At 64.2% G+C, this 20,916-nt stretch carries 22 protein-coding genes; 10 read left to right on the plus strand and 12 right to left on the minus strand.

What is annotated here, in order from left to right:
* Window positions 1-165: 165 nt before the first annotated feature.
* The 4 genes from BH95_RS29035 to BH95_RS29215 all read left to right on the plus strand — a co-directional run bounded on the left by BH95_RS29035 (window position 166) and on the right by BH95_RS29215 (window position 2,432).
* Window positions 166-321, plus strand: a complete 156-nt coding sequence (locus tag BH95_RS29035) for a hypothetical protein (protein WP_019663477.1) — start codon at window positions 166-168, stop codon at window positions 319-321.
* Window positions 318-1,388 (plus strand): TerC family protein, encoded by a 1,071-nt coding sequence (locus BH95_RS09530; RefSeq protein WP_020111203.1) that lies wholly within the window; start codon window positions 318-320, stop codon window positions 1,386-1,388. The genes BH95_RS29035 and BH95_RS09530 overlap by 4 nt, the downstream gene beginning before the upstream one ends.
* Before the next feature lie 60 nt (window positions 1,389-1,448).
* Entirely contained in the window at window positions 1,449-1,997 is a 549-nt protein-coding gene (locus BH95_RS09535; RefSeq protein ID WP_019663475.1) for a Dps family protein, read from the plus strand.
* Window positions 1,998-2,276: 279 nt separating this feature from the next.
* A complete protein-coding gene (locus BH95_RS29215; protein ID WP_094653298.1) occupies window positions 2,277-2,432 on the plus strand; it encodes a DUF6131 family protein in 156 nt (51 codons plus the stop codon).
* A 64-nt stretch (window positions 2,433-2,496) separates the two neighbouring features.
* Here BH95_RS29215 and BH95_RS09545 read toward each other — a convergent pair whose 3' ends face one another.
* The 4 genes from BH95_RS09545 to BH95_RS09560 form a co-directional block, all read right to left on the minus strand.
* Window positions 2,497-2,931, minus strand: a complete 435-nt coding sequence (locus BH95_RS09545) for an SRPBCC family protein (protein WP_026347496.1) — start codon at window positions 2,929-2,931, stop codon at window positions 2,497-2,499.
* Window positions 2,932-3,008: 77 nt separating this feature from the next.
* Window positions 3,009-4,031 carry an LLM class flavin-dependent oxidoreductase gene (locus tag BH95_RS09550; RefSeq protein ID WP_037181682.1) on the minus strand — a complete coding sequence of 341 codons (1,023 nt, stop codon included), beginning with the start codon at window positions 4,029-4,031 and terminating at the stop codon, window positions 3,009-3,011.
* A gap of 10 nt (window positions 4,032-4,041) precedes the next feature.
* Window positions 4,042-5,064 carry a Gfo/Idh/MocA family protein gene (locus tag BH95_RS09555; RefSeq protein ID WP_037181685.1) on the minus strand — a complete coding sequence of 341 codons (1,023 nt, stop codon included), beginning with the start codon at window positions 5,062-5,064 and terminating at the stop codon, window positions 4,042-4,044.
* Window positions 5,065-5,103: 39 nt separating this feature from the next.
* Complete coding sequence (locus BH95_RS09560; RefSeq protein ID WP_170949205.1) at window positions 5,104-5,823, minus strand: SDR family oxidoreductase; 720 nt, start codon at window positions 5,821-5,823, stop codon at window positions 5,104-5,106.
* 217 nt (window positions 5,824-6,040) lie between these two features.
* Here BH95_RS09560 and BH95_RS09565 point away from each other — a divergent pair, with 217 nt between their 5' ends.
* Window positions 6,041-6,625 (plus strand): hypothetical protein, encoded by a 585-nt coding sequence (locus BH95_RS09565; protein ID WP_019663469.1) that lies wholly within the window; start codon window positions 6,041-6,043, stop codon window positions 6,623-6,625.
* Window positions 6,626-6,635: 10 nt separating this feature from the next.
* On the opposite strand, the gene BH95_RS09570 is transcribed toward BH95_RS09565, so the two are convergent.
* Window positions 6,636-7,388 carry an SIR2 family NAD-dependent protein deacylase gene (locus BH95_RS09570; RefSeq protein ID WP_020111209.1) on the minus strand — a complete coding sequence of 251 codons (753 nt, stop codon included), beginning with the start codon at window positions 7,386-7,388 and terminating at the stop codon, window positions 6,636-6,638.
* A gap of 21 nt (window positions 7,389-7,409) precedes the next feature.
* Window positions 7,410-7,994: a DinB family protein gene (locus BH95_RS09575; protein ID WP_037181687.1), complete on the minus strand. Its 585-nt coding sequence runs from the start codon at window positions 7,992-7,994 to the stop codon at window positions 7,410-7,412.
* A 257-nt stretch (window positions 7,995-8,251) separates the two neighbouring features.
* Between BH95_RS09575 and BH95_RS09580 the strand changes: the two genes are divergently transcribed.
* Together BH95_RS09580 and BH95_RS09585 are read left to right on the plus strand one after the other, a co-directional pair.
* Entirely contained in the window at window positions 8,252-8,581 is a 330-nt protein-coding gene (locus BH95_RS09580; RefSeq protein ID WP_019663466.1) for an STAS domain-containing protein, read from the plus strand.
* A 34-nt stretch (window positions 8,582-8,615) separates the two neighbouring features.
* A complete protein-coding gene (locus tag BH95_RS09585) occupies window positions 8,616-9,581 on the plus strand; it encodes a DICT sensory domain-containing protein (protein ID WP_244164871.1) in 966 nt (321 codons plus the stop codon).
* 22 nt (window positions 9,582-9,603) lie between these two features.
* Here BH95_RS09585 and BH95_RS09590 read toward each other — a convergent pair whose 3' ends face one another.
* The 5 genes from BH95_RS09590 to BH95_RS09610 all read right to left on the minus strand — a co-directional run bounded on the left by BH95_RS09590 (window position 9,604) and on the right by BH95_RS09610 (window position 16,006).
* The gene (locus tag BH95_RS09590; RefSeq protein ID WP_208601153.1) at window positions 9,604-10,965 is read right to left on the minus strand and encodes a lipase family protein; all 1,362 of its coding nucleotides are present in this window, start codon (window positions 10,963-10,965) and stop codon (window positions 9,604-9,606) included.
* 124 nt (window positions 10,966-11,089) lie between these two features.
* Window positions 11,090-11,722, minus strand: a complete 633-nt coding sequence (locus tag BH95_RS09595; RefSeq protein ID WP_020111212.1) for a TetR/AcrR family transcriptional regulator — start codon at window positions 11,720-11,722, stop codon at window positions 11,090-11,092.
* A 9-nt stretch (window positions 11,723-11,731) separates the two neighbouring features.
* Complete coding sequence (locus tag BH95_RS09600; protein ID WP_037181695.1) at window positions 11,732-14,056, minus strand: FdhF/YdeP family oxidoreductase; 2,325 nt, start codon at window positions 14,054-14,056, stop codon at window positions 11,732-11,734.
* A gap of 29 nt (window positions 14,057-14,085) precedes the next feature.
* A complete protein-coding gene (locus BH95_RS09605) occupies window positions 14,086-15,000 on the minus strand; it encodes a LysR family transcriptional regulator (protein ID WP_020111214.1) in 915 nt (304 codons plus the stop codon).
* A 4-nt stretch (window positions 15,001-15,004) separates the two neighbouring features.
* Window positions 15,005-16,006, minus strand: a complete 1,002-nt coding sequence (locus BH95_RS09610; RefSeq protein WP_037181698.1) for a LacI family DNA-binding transcriptional regulator — start codon at window positions 16,004-16,006, stop codon at window positions 15,005-15,007.
* Window positions 16,007-16,166: 160 nt separating this feature from the next.
* On the opposite strand from BH95_RS09610, the gene BH95_RS09615 reads away from it, so the two are divergent.
* Both BH95_RS09615 and BH95_RS09620 read left to right on the plus strand, forming a co-directional pair.
* Entirely contained in the window at window positions 16,167-17,342 is a 1,176-nt protein-coding gene (locus tag BH95_RS09615) for a Gfo/Idh/MocA family protein (RefSeq protein WP_037181701.1), read from the plus strand.
* A gap of 29 nt (window positions 17,343-17,371) precedes the next feature.
* On the plus strand, window positions 17,372-18,364 hold the full coding sequence (locus tag BH95_RS09620; protein ID WP_037181703.1) for a sugar phosphate isomerase/epimerase family protein: 993 nt from the start codon (window positions 17,372-17,374) through the stop codon (window positions 18,362-18,364).
* 273 nt (window positions 18,365-18,637) lie between these two features.
* Here BH95_RS09620 and BH95_RS09625 read toward each other — a convergent pair whose 3' ends face one another.
* Window positions 18,638-20,167 (minus strand): MFS transporter, encoded by a 1,530-nt coding sequence (locus BH95_RS09625; RefSeq protein WP_037181706.1) that lies wholly within the window; start codon window positions 20,165-20,167, stop codon window positions 18,638-18,640.
* A 52-nt stretch (window positions 20,168-20,219) separates the two neighbouring features.
* Between BH95_RS09625 and BH95_RS09630 the strand changes: the two genes are divergently transcribed.
* Window positions 20,220-20,873, plus strand: a complete 654-nt coding sequence (locus BH95_RS09630; RefSeq protein ID WP_037161701.1) for a winged helix-turn-helix transcriptional regulator — start codon at window positions 20,220-20,222, stop codon at window positions 20,871-20,873.
* The last annotated feature ends 43 nt before the right edge of the window (window positions 20,874-20,916 follow it).

Raw genomic sequence — 20,916 nt, forward strand, 5'->3', positions numbered from 1 at the left:
CGTTTGAGCCGAGTCAGCGCCTCTTGTTGCCGGGATACGGCAACCGAAATCGGTCAAACATGTCCGCGTTCGGACGATGACTGCCGCAATCGATACAGGCACACTTGAGGAGTCGCGGTCGCAAGCGGCCGCCGAGAACCTTCTATCGACAAGGAGCACCGTTTCATGGCATCACTGATTCAGAAACTGCAGGTGTTCGCCCGTAGCCCTCAGGGTAAGAAGCTCATTGCGCAAGGGCGCGCTTTCGCCACCAAACCCGAGAACCAGGCCAAGCTGAAGAGCCTCGGATCTCGATTCACCAGTAAGGACACTCGCCGATGAACGTCCCCGTATGGGCGTGGGCGGCTTTCGCAGCCGTTGTCGTCATTCTGTTGGCCATCGACCTACTTGCCCACCGCGGCGCACACATCATCGGCTTCCGGGAAGCAGCTTGGTGGAGTGCGCTCTGGGTCGGCGTCGCTCTCATCTTCGGTGGCGTCGTGTTCGCCACTCTCGGTACCACGGCAGGCGTCGAATACACGACGGCCTGGTTGTTGGAGAAGAGTTTGTCGGTGGACAACCTCTTCGTCTTCGCGCTGATCTTCGGATACTTCAAGGTCCCCCGTGAGTACCAGCACCGCGTTCTGTTCTTCGGCGTCGTCGGCGCCCTCGTGTTCCGCGGAATCTTCCTCGCCGCGGGTGTCGCGATCGTCAGCAAGTTCACCGTCGTTCTGTTCGTCTTCGCCGCCATCCTGCTGTACAGCGCATGGAAGCTGATGAAGGACGAGGAGGACTCGTACGATCCGAGCCAGTCCATCGCAGTGAGGTTGCTGCGTAAGGTCATCCCGGTTCGCGACGAGTACGACGGCACGAAGTTCTTCGTCAAGGAAGCCGGCAAGCGCGTTGCCACCCCGCTGCTCGCCGTCGTCGTCGCCATCGAGGCAGCAGACCTCGTGTTCGCGGTCGACAGTGTGCCCGCTGTTCTCGCGGTCAGTGACGACCCGTTCATCGTGTACTCGTCCAACGCGTTCGCGATCCTCGGCCTGCGCGCCCTGTACTTCCTGCTCTCGGGTCTTCTCGAGAAGTTCCACTACCTGTCCAAGGGCCTCGCGATCATCCTCGGATTCATCGGCGTCAAGCTGGTTCTGCAGGCAAGCCACAAGGTGATCAGCACGTCGATCCCCGAGATCCCGTCCATGGTGAGCCTGGTGGTCATCATCGTGGTCCTCGCAGGTTCGATAATCCTGAGCCTGAAGAATCCGCCGAAGGAGTCGGCAGATTCAGCAGATTCGATCGAGGCGGACGATCCGGCCGGCCCCGCAGGCAGCACGTCGGCGAGCCTGACCAAGGATCGGTCGACGGACCTGAAGACCGAGTCCGACCTCGGTGGAGGGTCGGAACCGAAGTAGTCTTCCCCACATACGTACCCGGGGTGTTTCGACGCGAAGCACCCCGGGTACGTGCGTTTCATGACCAATTCGAATTCCTACACAGTTCCCGGATTGAGCACCGACCAGGGCGCGCGCGTCGCTGCACTGCTGCAGGACCGCCTCAACGCCTACAACGATCTCCATCTCACCCTCAAGCACATTCACTGGAATGTCGTGGGACCCAACTTCATCTCCGTGCACGAGATGCTCGACCCTCAGGTCGAAGCGGTTCGTGGGTTCGCCGACGACGTGGCGGAGCGTATTGCGACGCTGGGTTCAGCCGCACTCGGAACGCCCGGCACCATCGTCAAGGAGCGTTCGTGGGACGACTACTCGATCGGCCGCGCAACGGCCATCGAGCACCTCGGAGCCCTCGACTTGGTCTACGTAGGCGTCATCGGTGACACTCGGAAGGCCATTGCGGAGATCGGCGAGATCGATCCCGTCACCGAGGATCTGCTGATCGGGCAGAGCGGCCAGCTCGAGCTCTTCCACTGGTTCGTTCGTGCGCACCTGGAGAACTCCGGCGGTCAGCTCTCGACCGCGGGCGCGTCGAGCGAGACCGAAGCGGCGTCGAACGCCGGCTGATATCCCGCTCACTCACGCCGCAACGCCCCGACTTCGGTCGGGGCGTTGTCATTTCTGTCACCCGAAACCGGCACCGATCACAAAAACGGGCCATCCGGTCGGGTCGCGTCGCCACGTGAAATACGAACTCCGGAGACGGTCGCCTGTGAAATGTTCGAAACATCCGTCCCGCCCGCATATTCGGCAGGAGTTCGGGTACTCACCTCCTGTTCGACGATCAACGAACGAAGGTCGGCGGTTGTCGCACGAGCGGCACCGAACTCGAAAGAAGGTAAGACAGTGATCGTCCTGGGAATCATCCTCGCGCTGATCGGCATTTTCGCCAAGATCAGCATTCTGACCACGATCGGCATCATCCTTGTCGTCGTCGGAGCAGTCCTGACCATTCTCGGTGCCACCGGCCGCGCAGTCGGTGGGCGCAAGACCTTCTATTGATTCTCACTCCCACTCACACGTGCGGGGCCCGAACCGAATCGGTTCGGGCCCCGTTCGTCTGTCTTCACAGCCCTTCGAGGGTGCGCGTCATGGCGTCGACGGTCTTGTCGCCGATACGTTCGAAGATCAGCTTGAACACCGGGTCCGACAGTTTCGCGAGTCCGTTGAACGTGATGGTTGCGACGTAGGTGATTCGAGTGGAGTCGTCGCCTGCGTCCTCGAACGCGATGTGGTCCACTGTCGTCGCCGTCTTGTTCCTACCTTCGAACTCGACGACGTCCTGCCTGTCCTCGACCAACCGGTACGTCAATTCGGTGCTGATCCCGGCGAGCTTGGATTCGTTGTGCCATTCGGTACCGACACCGATCGGTCCCGGTGTCGATCGGACACACCGTTGCGTGCCCGGGTCCCATGCTTCCGCGTGTGCGAAATCCCGAAGGTAGTCGACGACGACCTTGCGTGGGCGCCGGACGGTGAATGTGCGTTCCACGTGAACCATGGTGTTGTCCTCCAATGCCGAAAGCGTGACTTTCGGCTACCCACGCTCACGGCATCCCACACGCAGTGTCGGCAGGTTCAGCCGTGTGACGGTCGCCATCCCAGTTCGGGACCGAGAACCGTTGCCATGTCGGTCAGAATCTGCACGTAATCCGAGTGATCGAAGCTGAACGGTAGTGCGAACGCCACTTCGTCCACCTCGCGGAAGGCCGCGTTGTCGTACAACCGGTCGGCGATCTCACGCGAGGTTCCGACCAGGTCGGCTGCGAACATCATCCTCGCCGGCCCCTGCGGGGTTGCCGTGCGTGCCCGTCTGGACTCCGCGTACGCACGGTACTTCTCCACTTGGTCGGTGGACGCAGAATCGGTCGGGATCACCACGAGTCCTTGTGACACACGCGCCGCGCTCTTCTGCGGGTGATGCTCGCGGAACGTCGTGATGTGCGAGTGCTGGATCTCGTCGAAGTTCTCCGACTCCTCGGCTTTCACCACACTGCTGACGAGCAGGTTCATTCCTGTCTCGCCTGCCCACCGAGCAGACCGAAGACTGGCGCCCCCGTACCACATTCGGTCCCGCAGGCCAGGCGAATGGGGTTGAACACGGTCGGAGAACTGCTCGATCCCGACCGTGCCACTCCAGTTCGACGCGGGCTGACCGGAAACCAGCGACAGAAGGCGGTTCACTCTGGTGTAGCTGAAATCCTCGACGTCGGCGGTGTCCGGATACAACGCGTTCTTCACTCGGTCGAATTGCATGGGTGGTCCGACACTGACACCCGGGTTGATACGACCGCCGGAGAGCACGTCGACCGTCGCGAGGTCCTCGGCGAGTCGAAGCGGGTTCTCCCACCCGAGTGGAGTCACCGCCGTCCCCAGCTCGATTCTGCTGGTGCGCTGCGACGCCGCAGCCATGATCGCGATCGGGGACGAGATCCCGTACTGCAGGTGGCGGTGACGCAGCCACGCGCTGTCGAATCCCAGTTGCTCGCCGAGTTCGATGATCTGCAGTGTCGATTCGTGGCCGAGCGCGGGGTTGTGCTCGTCGAACAATCCGATCGTCAGAAATCCGAGTTTTCGCAGTTCGACCGAGCGTGCAGGCATGAGAAAAAGCCTACAACCGGATGACCTCACCTGTTTCCGCGGCGCGGCGTGCGGCGTCGAGCACCTCGAGAGTGTGGATGACCTCGGACGCAGGGACCGGTTGCGGGCCCTCGCCGCGCACAGCGGCGGCGAAGTCGCGGTAGTAGTTCTTGTAACTCCCCTGCGCGGACGGAACCTTCTCTGCACCCGCGTCCGTATGCAGTGTGCCCCAGCGCTCTTCGAGCTCGTAGCCGAACGTGTCCGGCTCGTCCGCCGGGCGACGGCCGGCGAAGACGGCCTGCGCCTGGACGTCGGTTCCGTCGGAGTAGTAACTGCCGTCCGTTCCGTACACCCGAAGCTGGCGCGCCTGGAAGTGGTTGACCTTGGTGGCGGACAGGGTCGAGTGAACACCGCTCTCGTGGTCGAGATCGACGACGAACGCGCTGTCGGTTCGATCGTCGCCCTCGCCGGCCCAATCCATGCGCGCGTACACGCTGGTGGCGCGACCGAACAACCACAGCGCCTGATCGACCAGGTGGGCTCCCAGGTCTCGCAGCAGTCCACCGGTCGGTCCGAGTTCGAGCGTGGCGGGTTCGTCGAGATCGAACCTCGACTCCACTCGCCAGATCCGGCCGAGCTTGCCGCTGTCGATCACGCCGCGCAGAGTCAGGATGTCGGCGTCCCACCGCCGGTTCTGGAAAACACTGAGAAGTACTCCGGCGTCGGCCGCGGCATCCACGAGGTCCTGTCCGCCCCGGGGGTCGGGCGCAAAAGGTTTGTCGGCAATGACGTGCACACCGCGCGCGACGGCCTCGAGAACCAGCTCCCGACGCGTCTCGGGTGGGGTCGTGATGGTGACGGCGTCCACGCCCGCATCGATCAGTTCGGTCAGGCTGCCGTACACCGGCGTGCCCGGCGCATCGAGTTCGACCTGAGCCGCACGTTCGGGAGAACGCGTGACGATGCCGACGAGTTCGACCCCTTCTGCCGCTTGTACGAAGGGCACGTGAAAGTACCGCCCCCCGACGCCGTATCCGACAACTCCCAGACGCATGAGATCTCCTTTTGTTAGGACAACCGTACACATTACGCGTCAGCGAAGTGCGTAACCACCGTCGGGATACAACGTGGAGCCTGTCGTGTACCCACTGGTGAGGAGGTAGACGACGGCATCGGCAACCTCGGATTCCACCCCGACCCGCCCCAGTGTGGTCGCGGACGCGAACTGTTCGAACGCGGGGATGCGGACGTCGTCGGGTCTGCTCCGCCACAGATGTCCGTCGATCGTTCCCGGCGACACCGAGTTCACTCGAATGGGCGCGAGCTCTACCGCCAATCCCCTACCGAGGCCTTCGATCGCAGCATTGGCCGCGACGTACGCAGGAGCCGCTCCCGGTGGCCTGACACTGGCAGCACCGGCCATCAACACTATCGATGCGTCACTGGTCAGCGTGTTCACCGCAGCTTTGACCACGCGGTACTGACCCCAGAATTTGGATTCGAACGCCGACGCCGCGTCCGCTTCCGACAGCTCGCGAAGCGAACCCGTCACATAGGTCGCGGCAGTGGTGAACAAACCGTGCACCGAGTCGAGCTCGGCGAAGAAGTCCTCCACCGATGCGGGTGACGACGTGTCGACCACTTGCCACCTCGCGCGTTCGCCCAGTGCGTCCGCCGCCTTCTCGAGGGTCGACGATGTACGGCCGCCGAGGACGACCGATCCGCCTGCCCCGACGACTTTCTCGGCCACCGCATAGCCGATTCCGGTTGCGCCACCGATCAACACGACCGTTCTACCCGCCAGGTCACTCACGTCGCCATCTCTCCTCGTGTTCTTCGACTGCACCGAACCTGTTTTCGACACAGCACGATCGGAGGTCTAACAGAGCAGGCGATCGAAGGGGAGGGCTGAACTCGAGTTGATTTTTATGTCTGGGCCTTGCGACGGTTGTTCCAGGCGATATCCACTCTGCGGTCCCAAAGTATGTGTTTCAATCGACTCGCGGTATCGATCGGAGGGGTGGAACACGATGACCAGTGCGCTGACATCGTCCGAGGTGCACTACGAGTGGGCCGTCGACGCGATGGAATCACTCGCCGTCAAGGGCATCGTCAAGGTCGTGATCGCGTTCGCGACACTTGCCATGGCAGTTGTGGTCACGCTGGAAATGGTGTTCGGCTACGGCGCAACGACACCCATCCCCTCCGCAGTCCAGTGGATATCGATGATGACGGCCTATGCGATGGGGCTGTTCTGGCTGTTCGGCCCGTGGCCAACGCTGAACCAGGCATTCGCGTTCGTCACGATTGCCAACATCGCCATCTTCTCCGCGACGATCGTTGCCGACTTTCCGCCGGAGATCACCCTCGGAAAGACAGCGTTCTTCATCGAGATCGGGATGTTCGTCGGATTCTTCTTCGAGAAGTGGATGCTCGCCGCGCACATTCTGTTGTGCGTTGCCGCCACCACCTTCATCGCCGTGTACGTCGTCGCCTACAAGGACGTGGCGGTCTTGATGTCCTTTGTCGTCTGGTCTCCCGTGGTGGTCTCCATCGGCGGCTTCGTACTTCTACTGCACTTCGCAGCGCGATCGATGCGGCTCGAATTCGAGTGAGCCCACCAGCTCAGTCGAGCGCCGCGACCAACGCAGGCAGGCCGAGTGCCGCCGTCGTGCGTAGGCGGTGGTCGGCCATGTCGGAAATCTCGGTTTCCACCGGATTGATCTCGACGACGACGGCACCCGTGCTGCGAGCCATCGCTGGCAGGCCGGCGAACGGAAACACGACACCGGACGTGCCGACGACGAGCACGAGGTCCGCGTGTTCCACCGCGGAGACCGCTGCCGTCCACTGATCCTGAGGGAGCGGTTCTCCGAACCAGACCGCCCCCGGCCTCATCGGCCCGCCGCAGAACGGGCATTCGGGAGGAACGACGCGTTCAATTTCCTCGTCGACCACGTCCGCCTCCGGCTGCGAGTGCACTCCGCACTCCGAGCACCGGGGATCGAACAGACTTCCGTGCACGTGAGCGATCACGTGCGAGCCCGCTCGCTCGTGCAGGTCGTCCACGTTCTGCGTGGCAATGTCGAGATGTGTGCGTTGTTGCCACTCCGCCAGGGCCAGGTGCCCCGCATTGGGCGCGGACCGCCGGACCAGTTCGGCCCGCCAGCGGTACCACCCCCACACGAGGTCGCTGTCACGCGCCCAGCCCTCGGGGCTGGCGAGATCGGCGGGATCGAACTGCGACCACAGGCCGGTGTGGGCGTCACGGAACGTCGCGATTCCCGACTCCGCCGACATTCCTGCGCCCGTCAGAACAGCGACACGGGTTGCCGTGCGCGCGAGGTCGATCACTGCACCGGGAAGCTCCGCGTTCACGCGAGCCAGTCTCGCACGAGATCAGGGCTGGTACCGACGTGCGTGCTCCTCGACGCGTGCGCGGTGATCGGCCCAGAACGCAGTCTCGTCCGGCGGCATGTTCTCGTTGCCGAGCGTGAGGCCGACCGATCCGTCGATCAACTCTCGAAGGATGTCGGCGTGCCCTGCATGTCGGTCCATGTCCGCGATGACGTGTACGACGATGCGGTGCAAGGTGACGGTGGCCCGTTCACGAGGCCAATGCGGGACCACGCCGGTGGCGTCGAGCGGAAGCTCGGCGATGGTGCGGTCCGAGTGTTCCCAGATCTGTCGGTACAGCCCGACGATGTACTCCGTGGATTCGTCGGCCTTGGCCCACAGGTCTGCGTGCGGGTCCTCGCCCTCCTCTGCCCACGGCACCGCTTCGTGGAAGGGCCGGTCGAACGTCCAGCCGAAGTATCCGAGTTCGACGACGGTGAGATGCTTGATCAGACCGAGCAGGTTGGTGCCGGTGGGTGTCATCGGACGACGCATGTCGTACTCGGACAAGCCGTCCAGTTTCCAAAGGAGTGCAGTGCGTCCTGCCTGCAGGTACCTCTGCAGATCTTCCTTGGCCGATTCCGTCATGCCTCACAGCCTCGCAGACCCGTCCGACACGTGCAGCTCGTCGCGTTTCATTACCGTTTCGAGACCCGCAGACCCGAAACGGACACTACGGACTCCGTCGAATCTCGTTGGGGGACAAGATATCGCAAGGAGATTCGAGGCGTCTCGTTATGCAATCGTTATGTTTGTTACGAATTCGTTATTGTTCGTGCATCCCTACGGATACCTTGTTCCGTCACGATGATTGCAGCGAACAACTATCGACTCGGGAGGAACAGATGACGCACGTTCTACTCGACCAGGAGACCGAGGTACAGAGCTCGGCGTCGGCATCGACACTGGTCGTGTCCGGTGACATCGATCTGATCACTGCACCGTCCTTCGCTCGTCGTCTGAGCGAGGCCCTCGAGCAGAATCCACACGTCGAGCTGGACATGTCCGGTGTCACGTTCTTCAGCAGCGCAGGAGTCGACGTGCTCGCGTCGGTCGACACGGCTGGGGGCCGGACGCTGACGATCACCTCCTGCCCCCTCGCGGTCGGGCGAACGCTGGACGTGCTCGGATGGCCGTCTCATCTTCGTCTCCTCGCGAGCGCATCACACGCGTGATCCTTTCGCCCCACACGAGAACAGCAGGTACACGGTGAGCTCCCCTCGGTTCGCTCCTGGTGACGTGATCCCGGTCGAGCTCGACCCGGGGCGCACCACCTCTCGCTCGACGGGGGTTCTCGCCGACGCAGTCGTGATCGACCACGTCGCGTTCTCGCGCAATCCGGCATCGGTTCTCAGCACCGTCGAATCGGCGCGTGCGCAAGCGCGGCCGGTCGCGCTCGACGGTGTCGGCACGGGACCGGAGTCACTTGCCCTGCTTCCGCTGATCGAGCCGGATGTCATCATCCTCGCGCCCGAGATGACCGGTAGCGCGACCGACGTCGCCGCGGCCAGAGCACTGCACGTCCTTGCTGCCCAGGCCGAGCGCACCGGAGCTGTCGTGGTGGCGCGGGGCGTGGATTCCGATCGAGACCGGGACAGAGCACTGGCGCTCGGAGCCACGTTCGGCCTGGGCGATCTCTTCCGTGCCGACGGTGGCGACGTGCGCCCGGACGCGGTGACACCACCTACGTGGAACACCCCGTCCAGCGATCACACGTCCGCGTTCGTCATCGCGTCGACCGACCAGACGACGACGGTCAGCACGAAGAAACTGCTCGTGCAGATGAGCATGCACATCGAGGCACAGGCTTCCGACGCAGGTCCGGACACATTGGTGCTGGGGACATTTCAGCATTCCCGGCACTTCACTGCGCGCACGAGGCGCAGATGGCGCACCCTCGCGGGCCGGACCGCGTACACCGGCGTCTACGGCATCGGCCTCGGAGAGCTGGCAGTGCCCGGCATCGTCGGGTCGTCTCTCGACGCCTCGGACGACCTGGTCGACGAATGGAATGTCGTGGTGCTCGGGCAGTTCTTCTGCTGCGTACTGTCGGCCCGGGACCTGCACCGAGGCGAGGACGATCCGGACCGCGAGTTCGAGTACGCCATCACGCACGACCGGGCGACGGTCGTGCGGTGCGCTCGGACCGTGTTGTCACGGTCCGAGCCCCGCTGACTCTCGTGGTTCGGCCGACCGGTCAGGATCCGATCGGTTGACCGAAGAGGCCGGCAACCAGATCGCCGACGACGTCCTGCCACACCGGCCAGGTCCGTGAGTCCAGAGCCATCGAGCCGACGTCGGTGGTGCGGCAGCCCGGCTCGGCCGGCACTCCGGCAAACCGGTCGCGGAGCCACAGCAGCGCACTCGGCGCAGCAACCACTTCGAGGGTGAGGTGTTCGCTGAAGTGGTCACGCGTGTAGGTGACGCTCGCGTTCGGGTCGGCGCAGTACGTGTCGACGAGCGTGTTCACCGGCCCGACGGGTACCAGCCAGTCCGGGTTGGATTGGTACATGTACATGGGGAATCGGGGGACGGACTTGCCCATCTGCAGCTTGGCGAGCGCGCTCTGCGCTACCGGCTCGCGAAGCGGATCGCCGGGAGTGTCGAACAGCCCCTTGAGGTTCACGAACGGTGCGATGGCCGAGTTCCATCCGATGCACAGGTTCTGCTTCGCGCCGAACATCGCTTTGCCCAAGGGGTTGAGCTTCTGGTCGATGAACTGCGCGAGCTCGGGATCCTCACGGGAGACTCCGATGATGCCGGATGCCACGATTCCTGCACCGAGCGCGTTGTTCGAGTTGTCGACGAGCGCACCCACATCGGCCACGATTCCGCCTTCGGCGGCCCCGACGATGTTCAGGTCGGGGGCGTAGCTTTCGTGCAGCTCGGCGGCATGACCTGTCGCGATGGATCCGCCGGAGTACCCCATCATTCCGACCTTCGTCGCGCGTCCGTCCAGCCCGAGCGGGTCGAAGTTCTCGGCGGCACGGATTCCGTCGAGGGTGATCCGCCCGGCGAGTGGGCCGGCCGCGAAGGCCGAGTTCGGCCCTTGGTGGTCGGGCACCACGACGGCCCAGCCCTGGGCCAGGGCGGCCTGGATCTCGAGGAACTGTGCTCCTCCGGTGATCGCTCCGGTCAGCGGCCAGGGAATGGAGCCTTGCTGCAGCACGTACGACGACGCACAGTAGGCACCCAGTGAGTCCTCGGCGATCTGGAAGGACAGCAGTGGCCTGCCCGGAACGTATCCACGGGGCTTGAGCACGGTGGCCACCGCCGGGATCGCTTCGTCGCGACTGTCGTTGGACCGGTACGACAGTTGCCAGGCGTCGACGTTGACCGGGAGGACACCGAGGTTTGCCACGTTCACCGGCCGAGACGCAATGATCTGGCCGGGATCGGCAGCGGAGACGATCGACTGCTCCGGCGAGTAGAACACCGTATCGAACTCCGGAATCGCCGGGAACGCCGGCTGCGCTACCACTGGCGGCGCGGTGGCGGTCACCGCGACGGCGACGCTTGCAGCCGCAACCACACCGAGAACCACTCTTCGAACGGACATTCAGCCTCCCCGAAAAACAAGTTAGATGTATTTGTCTAACTTGGACTCCGTGGAGAGTAGATCAGAAGTGATGTGGATTACAACCACCTGATCCCGTGGCCGCTCGCGGGCTCGGCTCTTGCCCTCAGTGCAGGAGCAACGAGTCGAGGAACCCGACCATGATGTTCGTGAGGTCCTCGACATCGGGTCGCGGATCCGCCGTGCTCCATTGCTGCACGAGCGCGATGAGGGCCCCGATGAACGCCGTCGACGCCATCTCGTAACCGCCCGGCGGCACGTAATCCTCACCCACCGCCGACCGGACGGTCAGCGCGAAGAACTCGCGCCACACCGCGCGCTCGGCCAACCGATGCTCGTCCATGCGACGACTGACGCCGACACTGTCCACGAACGAGATACGGGCCCTGCGTGGATCTTTGCCGATCGACTCGACGTACGCCCCCATCGCCGCCGTAGCCAGCTCGTGCGTGTCGGAGGTCGTACACCGCGCGACCGCCTGCGTCGTTGCTGCCTTGGCGTCCGCCTGGATCGAGTCGTACAGCGCGATGAGCGCGTCCTCTCGGCTCGCGAACTCGTCGTAGAACTGCCTGCGCGCCAACCCGGCCGAACGACACAGGTCCGCAACAGAACTGGCTGTGTATCCCTTCTCGGAGAACACGTCGAGCGCGGCGGCGAGAAACTGCGACCGTCTCCGGGAACGACGATCCTCGACGGCGATGCCGCCATAGGTTCGATTGTCGCCGTCCGCGGTGCTCACCGGACGAGTTTAGCCGTGACGGCGGCGTTCCAACCGGACGACGACGGCCTTGGACACCGGAGTGTTGGATTTGCGCGCGACGTGGTCGAGAGGAATCAACGGGTTGGTCTCCGGGTAGTACGCTGCCGCGTTTCCGCGAGGCGTGGAGTAGGCGACGATTCTGAACCGGTCGGCACGACGCTCGGCGACGGTGCCGTCGGGAAGTGGCCACTCGGAGACGAGGTCCACCACCTCCCCGTCGACGAATCCCATCGACGCGATGTCGTCGGGATGGACGAACACCACCCTTCTGCCACCTTTCACGCCGCGATAGCGATCGTCGAGGCCGTAGATGGTGGTGTTGTACTGGTCGTGGCTCCGCATGGTCTGCAGCATCAGCCGCCCCTCGGGGACCGGCAACCACGTCAACTCGTTGACCGCGAAGTTGGCCTTGCCGGTGGAGGTGTGAAAGGTACGACTGTCGCGGGGAGGATGCGGAAGCCCGAACCCTTCCTTCTGCCGGACCTTGCGATTGAAGTCCTCGAACCCGGGGACGACCCGGGAAATGGAGTCCCGAATCCTGTCGTAGTCGTCACGGAAGCTCCCCCACGGCACCGAATGCCCCGGCCCGAAAAGCTTTTCGGCGATTCCGCACACAATGGACACCTCGGATCGCATGAATGCGCTCGACGGCCGAAGGCCACCGCGCGAGGCATGCACCATCGACATCGAGTCCTCGACGGTCACGAACTGCTTGCCCGACGCCTGCACGTCGCGGTCGGTCCGTCCGAGCGACGGCAGGATCAGAGCGCTTCGTCCGTGGACCAGATGGCTGCGGTTCAGCTTGGTCGAGACCTGAACGGTCAGGGAGCAGTTGCGGAGCGCCGCTTCGGTGACGGCGGTGTCCGGTGTCGCCGAGACGAAGTTGCCGCCCATGCCCATGAAGAAGGTGCCGCGGCCGTCGCGCATCGCTCGGATCGAGTCGACGGCGTCGAGTCCATGGTCGCGGGGAGAGTGGATGCCGAACTCGTCGTCGAGTGCCGCGAGAAACGACTCGGGCATCTTTTCCCAGATGCCCATGGTGCGATCACCCTGGACGTTCGAATGTCCACGCACGGGGCAGACACCGGCCCCTGGCTTTCCGATCATCCCCCGCAGCAACAGCAGGTTCACTGCTTCCTCGATGGTCGCGACGCCGTGGGTCTGCTGCGTCAGCCCCATCGCCCAGCAGACGATCGTCTTCTCCGAGTGGACGAGAGCCTCCGCGGTGTCGCGGATCTCGCGCATCGACAGCCCGGTGGCCTCCAGCACGACGTCCATGTCCACACCGCGGATATGGTCGATCCAGTCGTCGAATCCCGCCGTGTAGGTCTCGACGAAGGCCCGGTCGATCACGGTGCCCGGCGCCTCGTCGTCTGCGTCGACGAGCATCTTTCCCAGGCCCTGAAACAGCGCCATGTCCCCGCCCAGCCGGATCTGCAGGTACTCGTCGGCGATGGCGACGCCGTCCCCGACGACACCGCCGACCTTCTGCGGATCCTTGAACCGCCTCAGCCCGGCCTCGACCAACGGATTGATCGCGATGACCTTCGCTCCGTTGCTTTTTGCCTTCTCCAGGGTGGACAGCATGCGGGGATGGTTCGTGCCGGGATTCTGGCCTGCGATGAGGATGAGGTCGGCGTTCTCGATGTCCGGAACCGACACCGAGCCTTTGCCGATTCCGATCGACGCGCTGAGCGCACTCCCCGAGGATTCGTGGCACATGTTGGAGCAGTCCGGCATGTTGTTGGTACCGAAGGACCTGATCAGTAGCTGGTACAGGAAGGCAGCCTCGTTCGACGTACGTCCGGAGGTGTAGAAGATCGCCTGTTCCGGGGTGGCGAGTTGCCTGAGCTCGTCGGCGATCATGCGCTCGGCGCTGTCCCAGTCGATCTCCTCGTAGTGGGTCGCTCCCGGCCGCAGCACCATCGGGTGCGTGATGCGACCTTGCTGGCCGAGCCAGTACTCGGTCCGCCCGAGCAGGTCGTCGATCGAGTGCGTCGCGAAGAAGTCCGGTCCGACCGTTCTCCTGGTCGCTTCTTCGGCGACCGCTTTCGCGCCGTTCTCGCAGAACTCGGCGTGCTTGCGGTGTCCGGGAGTCTCCGGCCATGCGCACCCCGGGCAATCGAAACCCCTGCGCTGATTGAGTTTTGCCAGCGAATACGCGGTGCGGCCGGGGCCCATCTGCTCGACGCCTCGCTGCAGGGACACGAGCACGGCCGGAACGCCCGCTGCGTAGGACTTGGCTTCGGTGACGACGATGGACTTCTCGTCGTACTCGTACTCGTGGGCTGACACTCTACGACGGTGCACCATCGCGACCGCACACGTCCAAGACGTGGCTCCTACCGAGCGATAGGCGACGCCGATGAAGCCCGGTCGAGCCCGCGAGCGGTGTTCTCCAACGCCCGGATCAAGCTGGATCCCTGACTGTCCCTGGCCGTCACCAGTCCGATGACCGGCGCGTCCAGCGCGCTCGTCAACGGGGTACACCGAAGCCCCGGTGGTTCTCCGAACACCTGACGCCACACGCGCGGAACGACGGACGCCCACTGCCCGGTCTTCACGTGCGCGTACAGCGAGGCGATGGAGTCGGTCTCGATCTGCGGCGTACTGGCGGCACCGTCGTAGGCGAAGAACTCGTCGAGGATTCTGCGTCCACGCATCATCGACGGCAGCGTGCACATCGGAAACTGTGCGGCGTCGCGCCAGGTGACACCGTCCTCCCGAAACGGACCGAAGTCGGCCGCGGTCAACAGGTCGTAGTACTCGCGGTAGAGGGGAAAGGTCCGGTACCGTTCGTGGACATCGTCGTCCAGGTAGGTGATACCCCCGTCGAGCTCGAAACGGTCGATGCGGCCGGTGATCTCGTCGGACGGGAGATCCTCCGACAGTGAGACGGTCACCAACGGATGGTGCAGACACAGTGGTCCGGTCAGGTCGGCCACTGTCGCCGACGCCGTGGGCACCACGCCCAGACGTACCGCGCCGGTGACGCCGGACCGCAGAGTTGCCGCTTCCTCCTGAAGGGACTTCTGGTCGGCGACGATACGGCGCGCCCACCGGACGATCTGTTCGCCCTCGGGGGTGAGTCCCTCGAACTTGTGGCCCCGGACGATCAGTGGAAGGTCGAGCTCGACTTCGAGCTTCCGGATCGCTTCGGACAGCGCCGGTTGCGAGACGTGGCATGCCTGAGCCGCGCGTGTGAAGTGACGTTCACGCGACAGCGCCACGAGATATTCGAGTTGCCGGAAGAGCACGCCGTCACCCCCGTTCGGCGGGACCGGTCGTCCCTCGGACCACCAGGCGCGGCCGGAGAACGCTCGACGACACCTCGGTGCGGTCGTCGTCGAGGCGTGAGGTTGCTGCGCTGATCGCGCGGCGCGCCTGCTCCTTGGGTTCCTGACTGACGGTGGTCAGGTCGATGTGGGCCATTCTCGCCAGCGTGCTGTCGTCGTACCCGGTCACCGAGATGTCGCCGGGAACGGAGACTCCTCGTCTCTGCAGCGCGTCGAGCAGGCCGACTGCACTGCGGTCGTTGGCAGCGACGATCGCGGTGGGAGGCTCGATGCCTCCGTCGAGGAACGCGTCGACGGCGGCGGGCGCGTAGTTCTCGGTGAAGTCGCCCTCGACAACGGCCATGTGTTCGTCCAGCCTGTGACGGTGCATCGCGCGGCGGTAGCCGGCCTGGCGGTCCTTGCCGATCGACCCGTACCCACTGAAATGCGCAATTCTGCTGTGCCCCAGCGACACCAGGTGATCGACGACGTCGCTCATTCCCCGCGAGTCCCCCGCCCGCACGGCGTCGACTCCGCCGATTCGTCGACCTACCGCGACGATCGGCACCCGCCCTGCCCACGCTCTGAGGTCGACATCCGACGCGGCGGGCCCGAGCAGAACCACTGCCTCACAGCGGAAGTCGAGGAGTGTCTCCATGACGGCGGCTTCGGCGTGCGTCGGCGTGACGGCACCGAGCACCACCTCGTACCCGACCTTGTCCGCCTCGGCCACCATGTGCTCGACCATCTCCGCGTGGAACGCATTCCTGATGTCGGTCATGACGCCGATGAGGTGTGTGCGCCGGAGGGACAGCAGAGCTGCGGTTCGATTCGGTCGGTAGTCCATCTCCTCCGCGACGGCGAGGACCCGGGCCTTCGTCTCCGCGCTGGGACCCGGAACTCCACGAAAGATCATGGACACCAGGGCCTTGGACACCCCTACCTTGTCGGCGATGTCCTGCATGGTCACCGATCTTCCGGCGTTCATGTCTTCTCGTCTCCGTTCCCGCCCGTGAGAGCGTGTCGAACTGCGGCAACGCCGTCCTTGACATCCGCGCGATCGGTGACCCATAGTATCCCTACTAGACCGGTCAAATAGACCGGGACACCTGATCTCGCTTCGAGAGAAGAAGAAAGTAGTCACCCTCATGACAGAGAACTCGCTCGGTGTAGCCGTCATCGGTGGCGGTATGGCCGGACGCGCCCATGCCGCCGGGTACCGGATGGCGTCGACGCTGTTCGGCACCGACCGCCCGGATGTGCGTTTGGTGGCCATCGCGGACACCAACAAGGGTGTCGCGGACGATACCGCCAAGCGGTACGGCTACGAGCGCGCCGAGTACAGCTGGCAGGCGATCGCCGAGGCACAGGACATCGATGTCGTGTCCGTCGTCGTCGCCAATCACCTGCACCGTGAGATCGTCGAGGGCCTGCTCGCTGCAGGCAAGAACGTGCTGTGCGAGAAGCCGCTGGCAGGGTCGCTGGCGGATGCGGAGTCGATGGTCGCCGCGGCCGCGGCATCGAGCGGTATCGCCTCGGTGGGCTACACCTACCGCCGGTCCCCGGCCGTGCAGGCCATCGCCGACGAGCTCGCCGCCGGTCGCCTCGGTGAGATCGTGCACTTCGACGGCCGCTACCGCGCCGATTACTCCCTCGATCCGAGCGGGCCGATCACCTGGCGGTACCGCGGCGGGCAGGGAACCGGTGCACTCGCCGATGTCGGCAGTCATCTGATCGATCTCGCCGAGTACGTCGCCGGACCGATCGTCGAGGTCCGCGGGGCGCAGTTCTGCACCGTCGTCACCGAACGCCCCGTCCCGGTCGGGGTCACCTACGGTCACACCAAAGCCGAAACCACCGGGGAGACGGCGCCGGTGGAGAACGAGGATATCGCCACCTTCACCGCGCAGTTCGCCGGCGGATTCGTCGGAACCTTCTCCGCCTCGCGGGTCTCGCACGCCAATCCCGACGGACTGTCCTTCGATGTGTTCGGCACGCGCGGGTCGGCGTCGTGGGCGCTCGAGCGAGCCGCGGAGTTCCACATCTCCACCACCGACATCGACGAGACGGTCAACGGCCGCCGTCAGGTCATCATCGGACCCCAGCACCCCTACATCCAGGGCGGGCTGCCGATGGACGCCGGCGGCGTCGGGCACGGCAAAGCCGAATTCTTCGCCTACCAGGCACGGGCATTCCTCGACCAGGTCGCCGGACTGACCGGCCTGCCCCCGCTCCCGGACTTCGCGCACGGACTGCGCGGCATGCAGATCGTCGCCGCCATCGCCGAATCCGCTGCCGCGAACGGCACCGCAGTCAAGATCTGACCCACCCTCTACTCGCAAGGAAGCTCACGATGAAACTCGGCGTCTACAACGCGATCCTGCACGACAAGTCCCTGCCCGACGCCATCGCGACGGTGGCCTCACTCGGTCTCGAAGGCATCGAGATCAACTCCGGTGGATTCCTGCCACCGGTGCACATTCCGGTCGACGACCTGCTCGCCGGCACCATCAGCCCAGCCGACTACCTCGCGGTGTTCGAGGGCACGGGCGTCTCGATCGCCGGCCTGAACTGCAACGGCAACCCACTGCACCCCGACCCGGAGGTCGGCCCCGAGGACGCCGAGGACCTGCGCAAGTCCATCCGTGTCGCCGGTCTGCTCGGCATCGACCGGGTGGTGACGATGTCCGGTCTGCCCGCAGCCCACGAGGGTGGGACGTGGCCGGCATGGCATGTCAACACCTGGGATTCGGGATACCTCGACTCCTCCGATTACCAGTGGGATCAGGTCGCGGTGCCGTTCTGGAAAGAGATCGACGCTCTCGCCCGTGAGCACTCAGTCAAGGTCGCCATCGAGATGCACCCGCAGAACCTGGTGTTCAACCCACCGACGCTCAAGCGCCTCGTCGACAAAGGCGGCCTGAGCAACGTCGGCGCCGAAATGGACCCCTCGCACCTGTTCTGGCAGGGCATCGACCCGGTCAAAGCCATCGAATGGCTCGGCCCCCTGGTCTTCCACGCCGCAGCCAAGGACACCCGAATCAACCCCGACTGCGAGATCTACGGAGTCCTCGACGACCGATTCACCCGCGCACCGCAGGACGGACCCCGCACCAGCCTCGGCGGCAAGCACTACGTCAACATCTGGCCGCAGGACTCCGCGTGGGACTTCGTCGCCGTCGGCAACGGACACGACGTCGACTTCTGGACCCGGTTCCTGCGCGCCCTGCACACCGTGGACCCCGACATCGCCGTGAACATCGAACACGAGGACACCGCCTACGGCCCCCTCGAAGGGCTACAGATCGCCGTCGACACCCTCAACAAAGCCAAAGCGAACCTCTGATCGCACTGTCCCGTGTACTACCCGCTCGACTTGAAAAGCCCTCCCGGAGAATGTCTCCGGGAGGGCTTTTCAAGTGGTCACCATGGAAGTCGCGCCACTGCGTTACCTATAGCACTGTCTCGAACTCTTCTCCTCTTCATGCAAATCCTGGTCGAGGCTGTGTCCTTCGACGCCTCCGCTCGGGCACGATCACCGCGAGGATTGGTGAACACTCGATTGCCGCAGCGGCGATGCTCTCCCACTGTGTGTGAAGTGCACGTGGATGCGCCAAGGCTATTGGGGGCGCGAGGGCAGGAATACTGCTGCGATGACGGCGCCGATTGCTGTGACAGTTGCTGCGACGTAGGAGCCTGCGGTGAGGCCGTCGAGAAATGCGGTGTTGGCAGCGGTGGTGATTGCGTCCGCTGTGGACGAATCGCCCGCTGCGCGTATCTGTTCGGAGGCGATGACGGCGCCGCCTATGGAGTCTTGTACGGCGGATGTGGCGTCGTCGGGCAGGTTCGATGCGGTGTCGGATGTGGTCAGTCCGGAGGTGTACAGCGAGGCGTAGACGCTGCCGATGACAGCGACGCCGAGGGTGCCGCCCACTTCTCTGGTGGCGTCGTTCATGCCGGAGCCGATGCCTGCTTTCTCTTTCGGGACGGCGCCCATGATGGCTTCGGTTGCCGGTGCCGATGTCAGGCCTAGTCCGAGTCCGAGGGGAATCATCTGACCGGCGATTTCGAGGTAGCTGGTGGCGGTGCTGAGCGTGGAGATCCATGCGAACGCCGAGGTGAACAGGATCAGGCCGACGGAGACGGCGATTTTGTTGCCGATGCGCACTGCCAGGACTGTGCCGAGGACGGAGCCGACAGCGATCGATGCTGCGACGGGTATGAACTTCAGGCCCGTCTCCAGTGGACCGTATCCGCGTACAAGTTGGAAGTACTGCGATATGAGGAATATGAAGCCGAACAACGCGAAGTAGGCGAAGGTGACCGACGCGCTTGCGGCGGTGAATCGCATGTTGGCGAAGAGGGTGACGTCGATCATCGGGTCGTTGTGATTGCGTTCCCACAACACGAGAGCGACGAAGAGCGCGGCTGCGAGGGTGAATCCTCCCAATGAGGCGATACTGGCCCAGCCGTGTTCGGGGGCTTCGATGACGGTGTAGACGAGGGTGCCGACGGCGAGCACGGACAGGACGAGGCCGCCGACGTCGATGCGCGGTGTGCTCGCGTCACGAGAGGTCGTCACGATGACGAGCACTGCGGTGATGGCTCCGAGGGCTGCAACGGCAAGCGCCAGGAAGACGCTGCCCCACCAGTAGTGTTCGAGTAGCCAGCCGCCGAGGATCGGTCCACCTGCGACGCCGACTCCGGTTGTTGCGCCCCAGATTCCGATCGCTTTTGCTTTGGCTGCTCGTTCGGTGAAGACGTTCGAGAGGATGGACAGGGTCGTCGGGTAGACGAATGCGGCACCGAGGCCCATCAGAGCTTGCCAGGCGATCAACTGTGCGGCGCTGTCGGCGAACGAGGCCCCTACTGCTCCGCCGCCGAAGATCGACAGGCCGAGGATGAGGGCGCCTTTGCGGCCGTAGCGGTCACTGAGGCTGCCGAATGCGAGGACGAAAGTCGCGAACAGGAGATTGTAGGCATCGACGATCCATTGGAGCTGTCGGTTGTCGGCGCGCAGTTCGAGCGCCAGAGAGGGGAGCGCGACGTTGATGGCGGTTGTGGCGAGGCTGATGGCCAGCGTCGCCGAGCACAGCACGATCAGTACCGGTAGGCGGGAGGGGGCTCGCAGTTGCAGTGGGGAGGTCACCGCTTGATTATTTCAAGTACAAGGTTCAGAAAGTCAAGTGTAAGCTTCGATCGTGAAGTCCTACGGTGAATTCTGTGCACTCGCTCGCGGTCTCGATGTGGTCGGTGATCGATGGACGATGTTGGTGGTGCGGGAGTTGCTGATCGGGCCGAGCAGATATTCGGACTTGCATCGGTCCCTGCCTGGTATTGCCACGAATCTGCTGGTTCAGCGGCTTCGCAGTTTGGAGGAAGCGGGAATTGTGGTGTCCACCGAGGAGGCGGCGCCGGTGTCGTCGCGGGTCTACTCGTTGACCGAGTGGGGTAGAGGTTTGCAGGCGCCGTTGGTCGAACTCGCCAGGTGGGCGTCGCCGCTCATGTCCGCCGGTGCAGGCGCGGATCACAGCCGCGGTCGGTGGCTGGTGTTCTCGGTCATGGCGCTGTTTCCGAAGCCCGAAGCCCTCCCTGCGAAGAAGCGGTTTCCGACGGTCACTGCGCGCATCGACGCTGACGGTGAAAGCGTGCTTGTGACGTCGGACATGTCGGGAGTGAACGCGACCGTCACGTGTTCTGGTGCACCTGCTGATGTCACCGTGACCGGAACGTCGGAACAGGTTTTCGCGACGCTGTCGGGTTCGACCGCGCGGCGCCCGCAGGCTGTGGTGTCTGGACCGGACACCAAAGTCGGACTGCTACGTCAGCTGACGGCGCTCGCTCTGACGGCATAGCCTGCGTTACCGCGTCGCGTCTCGCGCGGTGAGCGTGCCTCGG

Origin of the sequence: Rhodococcoides fascians A44A (assembly GCF_000760735.1) — a bacterium.
GTDB classification, from domain to species: Bacteria; Actinomycetota; Actinomycetes; order Mycobacteriales; family Mycobacteriaceae; genus Rhodococcoides; species Rhodococcoides fascians_E.

Coding starts and splice junctions, on each gene's coding strand:
- BH95_RS29035 (WP_019663477.1), top strand. CDS start 166: ATGGCATCACTGATTCAGAAACTGCAGGTGTTCGCCCGTAGCCCTCAG.
- BH95_RS09530 (WP_020111203.1), top strand. CDS start 318: ATGAACGTCCCCGTATGGGCGTGGGCGGCTTTCGCAGCCGTTGTCGTC.
- BH95_RS09535 (WP_019663475.1), top strand. CDS start 1,449: ATGACCAATTCGAATTCCTACACAGTTCCCGGATTGAGCACCGACCAG.
- BH95_RS09545 (WP_026347496.1), bottom strand. CDS start 2,931: ATGGTTCACGTGGAACGCACATTCACCGTCCGGCGCCCACGCAAGGTC.
- BH95_RS09550 (WP_037181682.1), bottom strand. CDS start 4,031: ATGCCTGCACGCTCGGTCGAACTGCGAAAACTCGGATTTCTGACGATC.
- BH95_RS09555 (WP_037181685.1), bottom strand. CDS start 5,064: ATGCGTCTGGGAGTTGTCGGATACGGCGTCGGGGGGCGGTACTTTCAC.
- BH95_RS09565 (WP_019663469.1), top strand. CDS start 6,041: ATGACCAGTGCGCTGACATCGTCCGAGGTGCACTACGAGTGGGCCGTC.
- BH95_RS09575 (WP_037181687.1), bottom strand. CDS start 7,994: ATGACGGAATCGGCCAAGGAAGATCTGCAGAGGTACCTGCAGGCAGGA.
- BH95_RS09580 (WP_019663466.1), top strand. CDS start 8,252: ATGACGCACGTTCTACTCGACCAGGAGACCGAGGTACAGAGCTCGGCG.
- BH95_RS09590 (WP_208601153.1), bottom strand. CDS start 10,965: ATGTCCGTTCGAAGAGTGGTTCTCGGTGTGGTTGCGGCTGCAAGCGTC.
- BH95_RS09600 (WP_037181695.1), bottom strand. CDS start 14,056: ATGGTGCACCGTCGTAGAGTGTCAGCCCACGAGTACGAGTACGACGAG.
- BH95_RS09610 (WP_037181698.1), bottom strand. CDS start 16,006: ATGAACGCCGGAAGATCGGTGACCATGCAGGACATCGCCGACAAGGTA.
- BH95_RS09615 (WP_037181701.1), top strand. CDS start 16,167: ATGACAGAGAACTCGCTCGGTGTAGCCGTCATCGGTGGCGGTATGGCC.
- BH95_RS09620 (WP_037181703.1), top strand. CDS start 17,372: ATGAAACTCGGCGTCTACAACGCGATCCTGCACGACAAGTCCCTGCCC.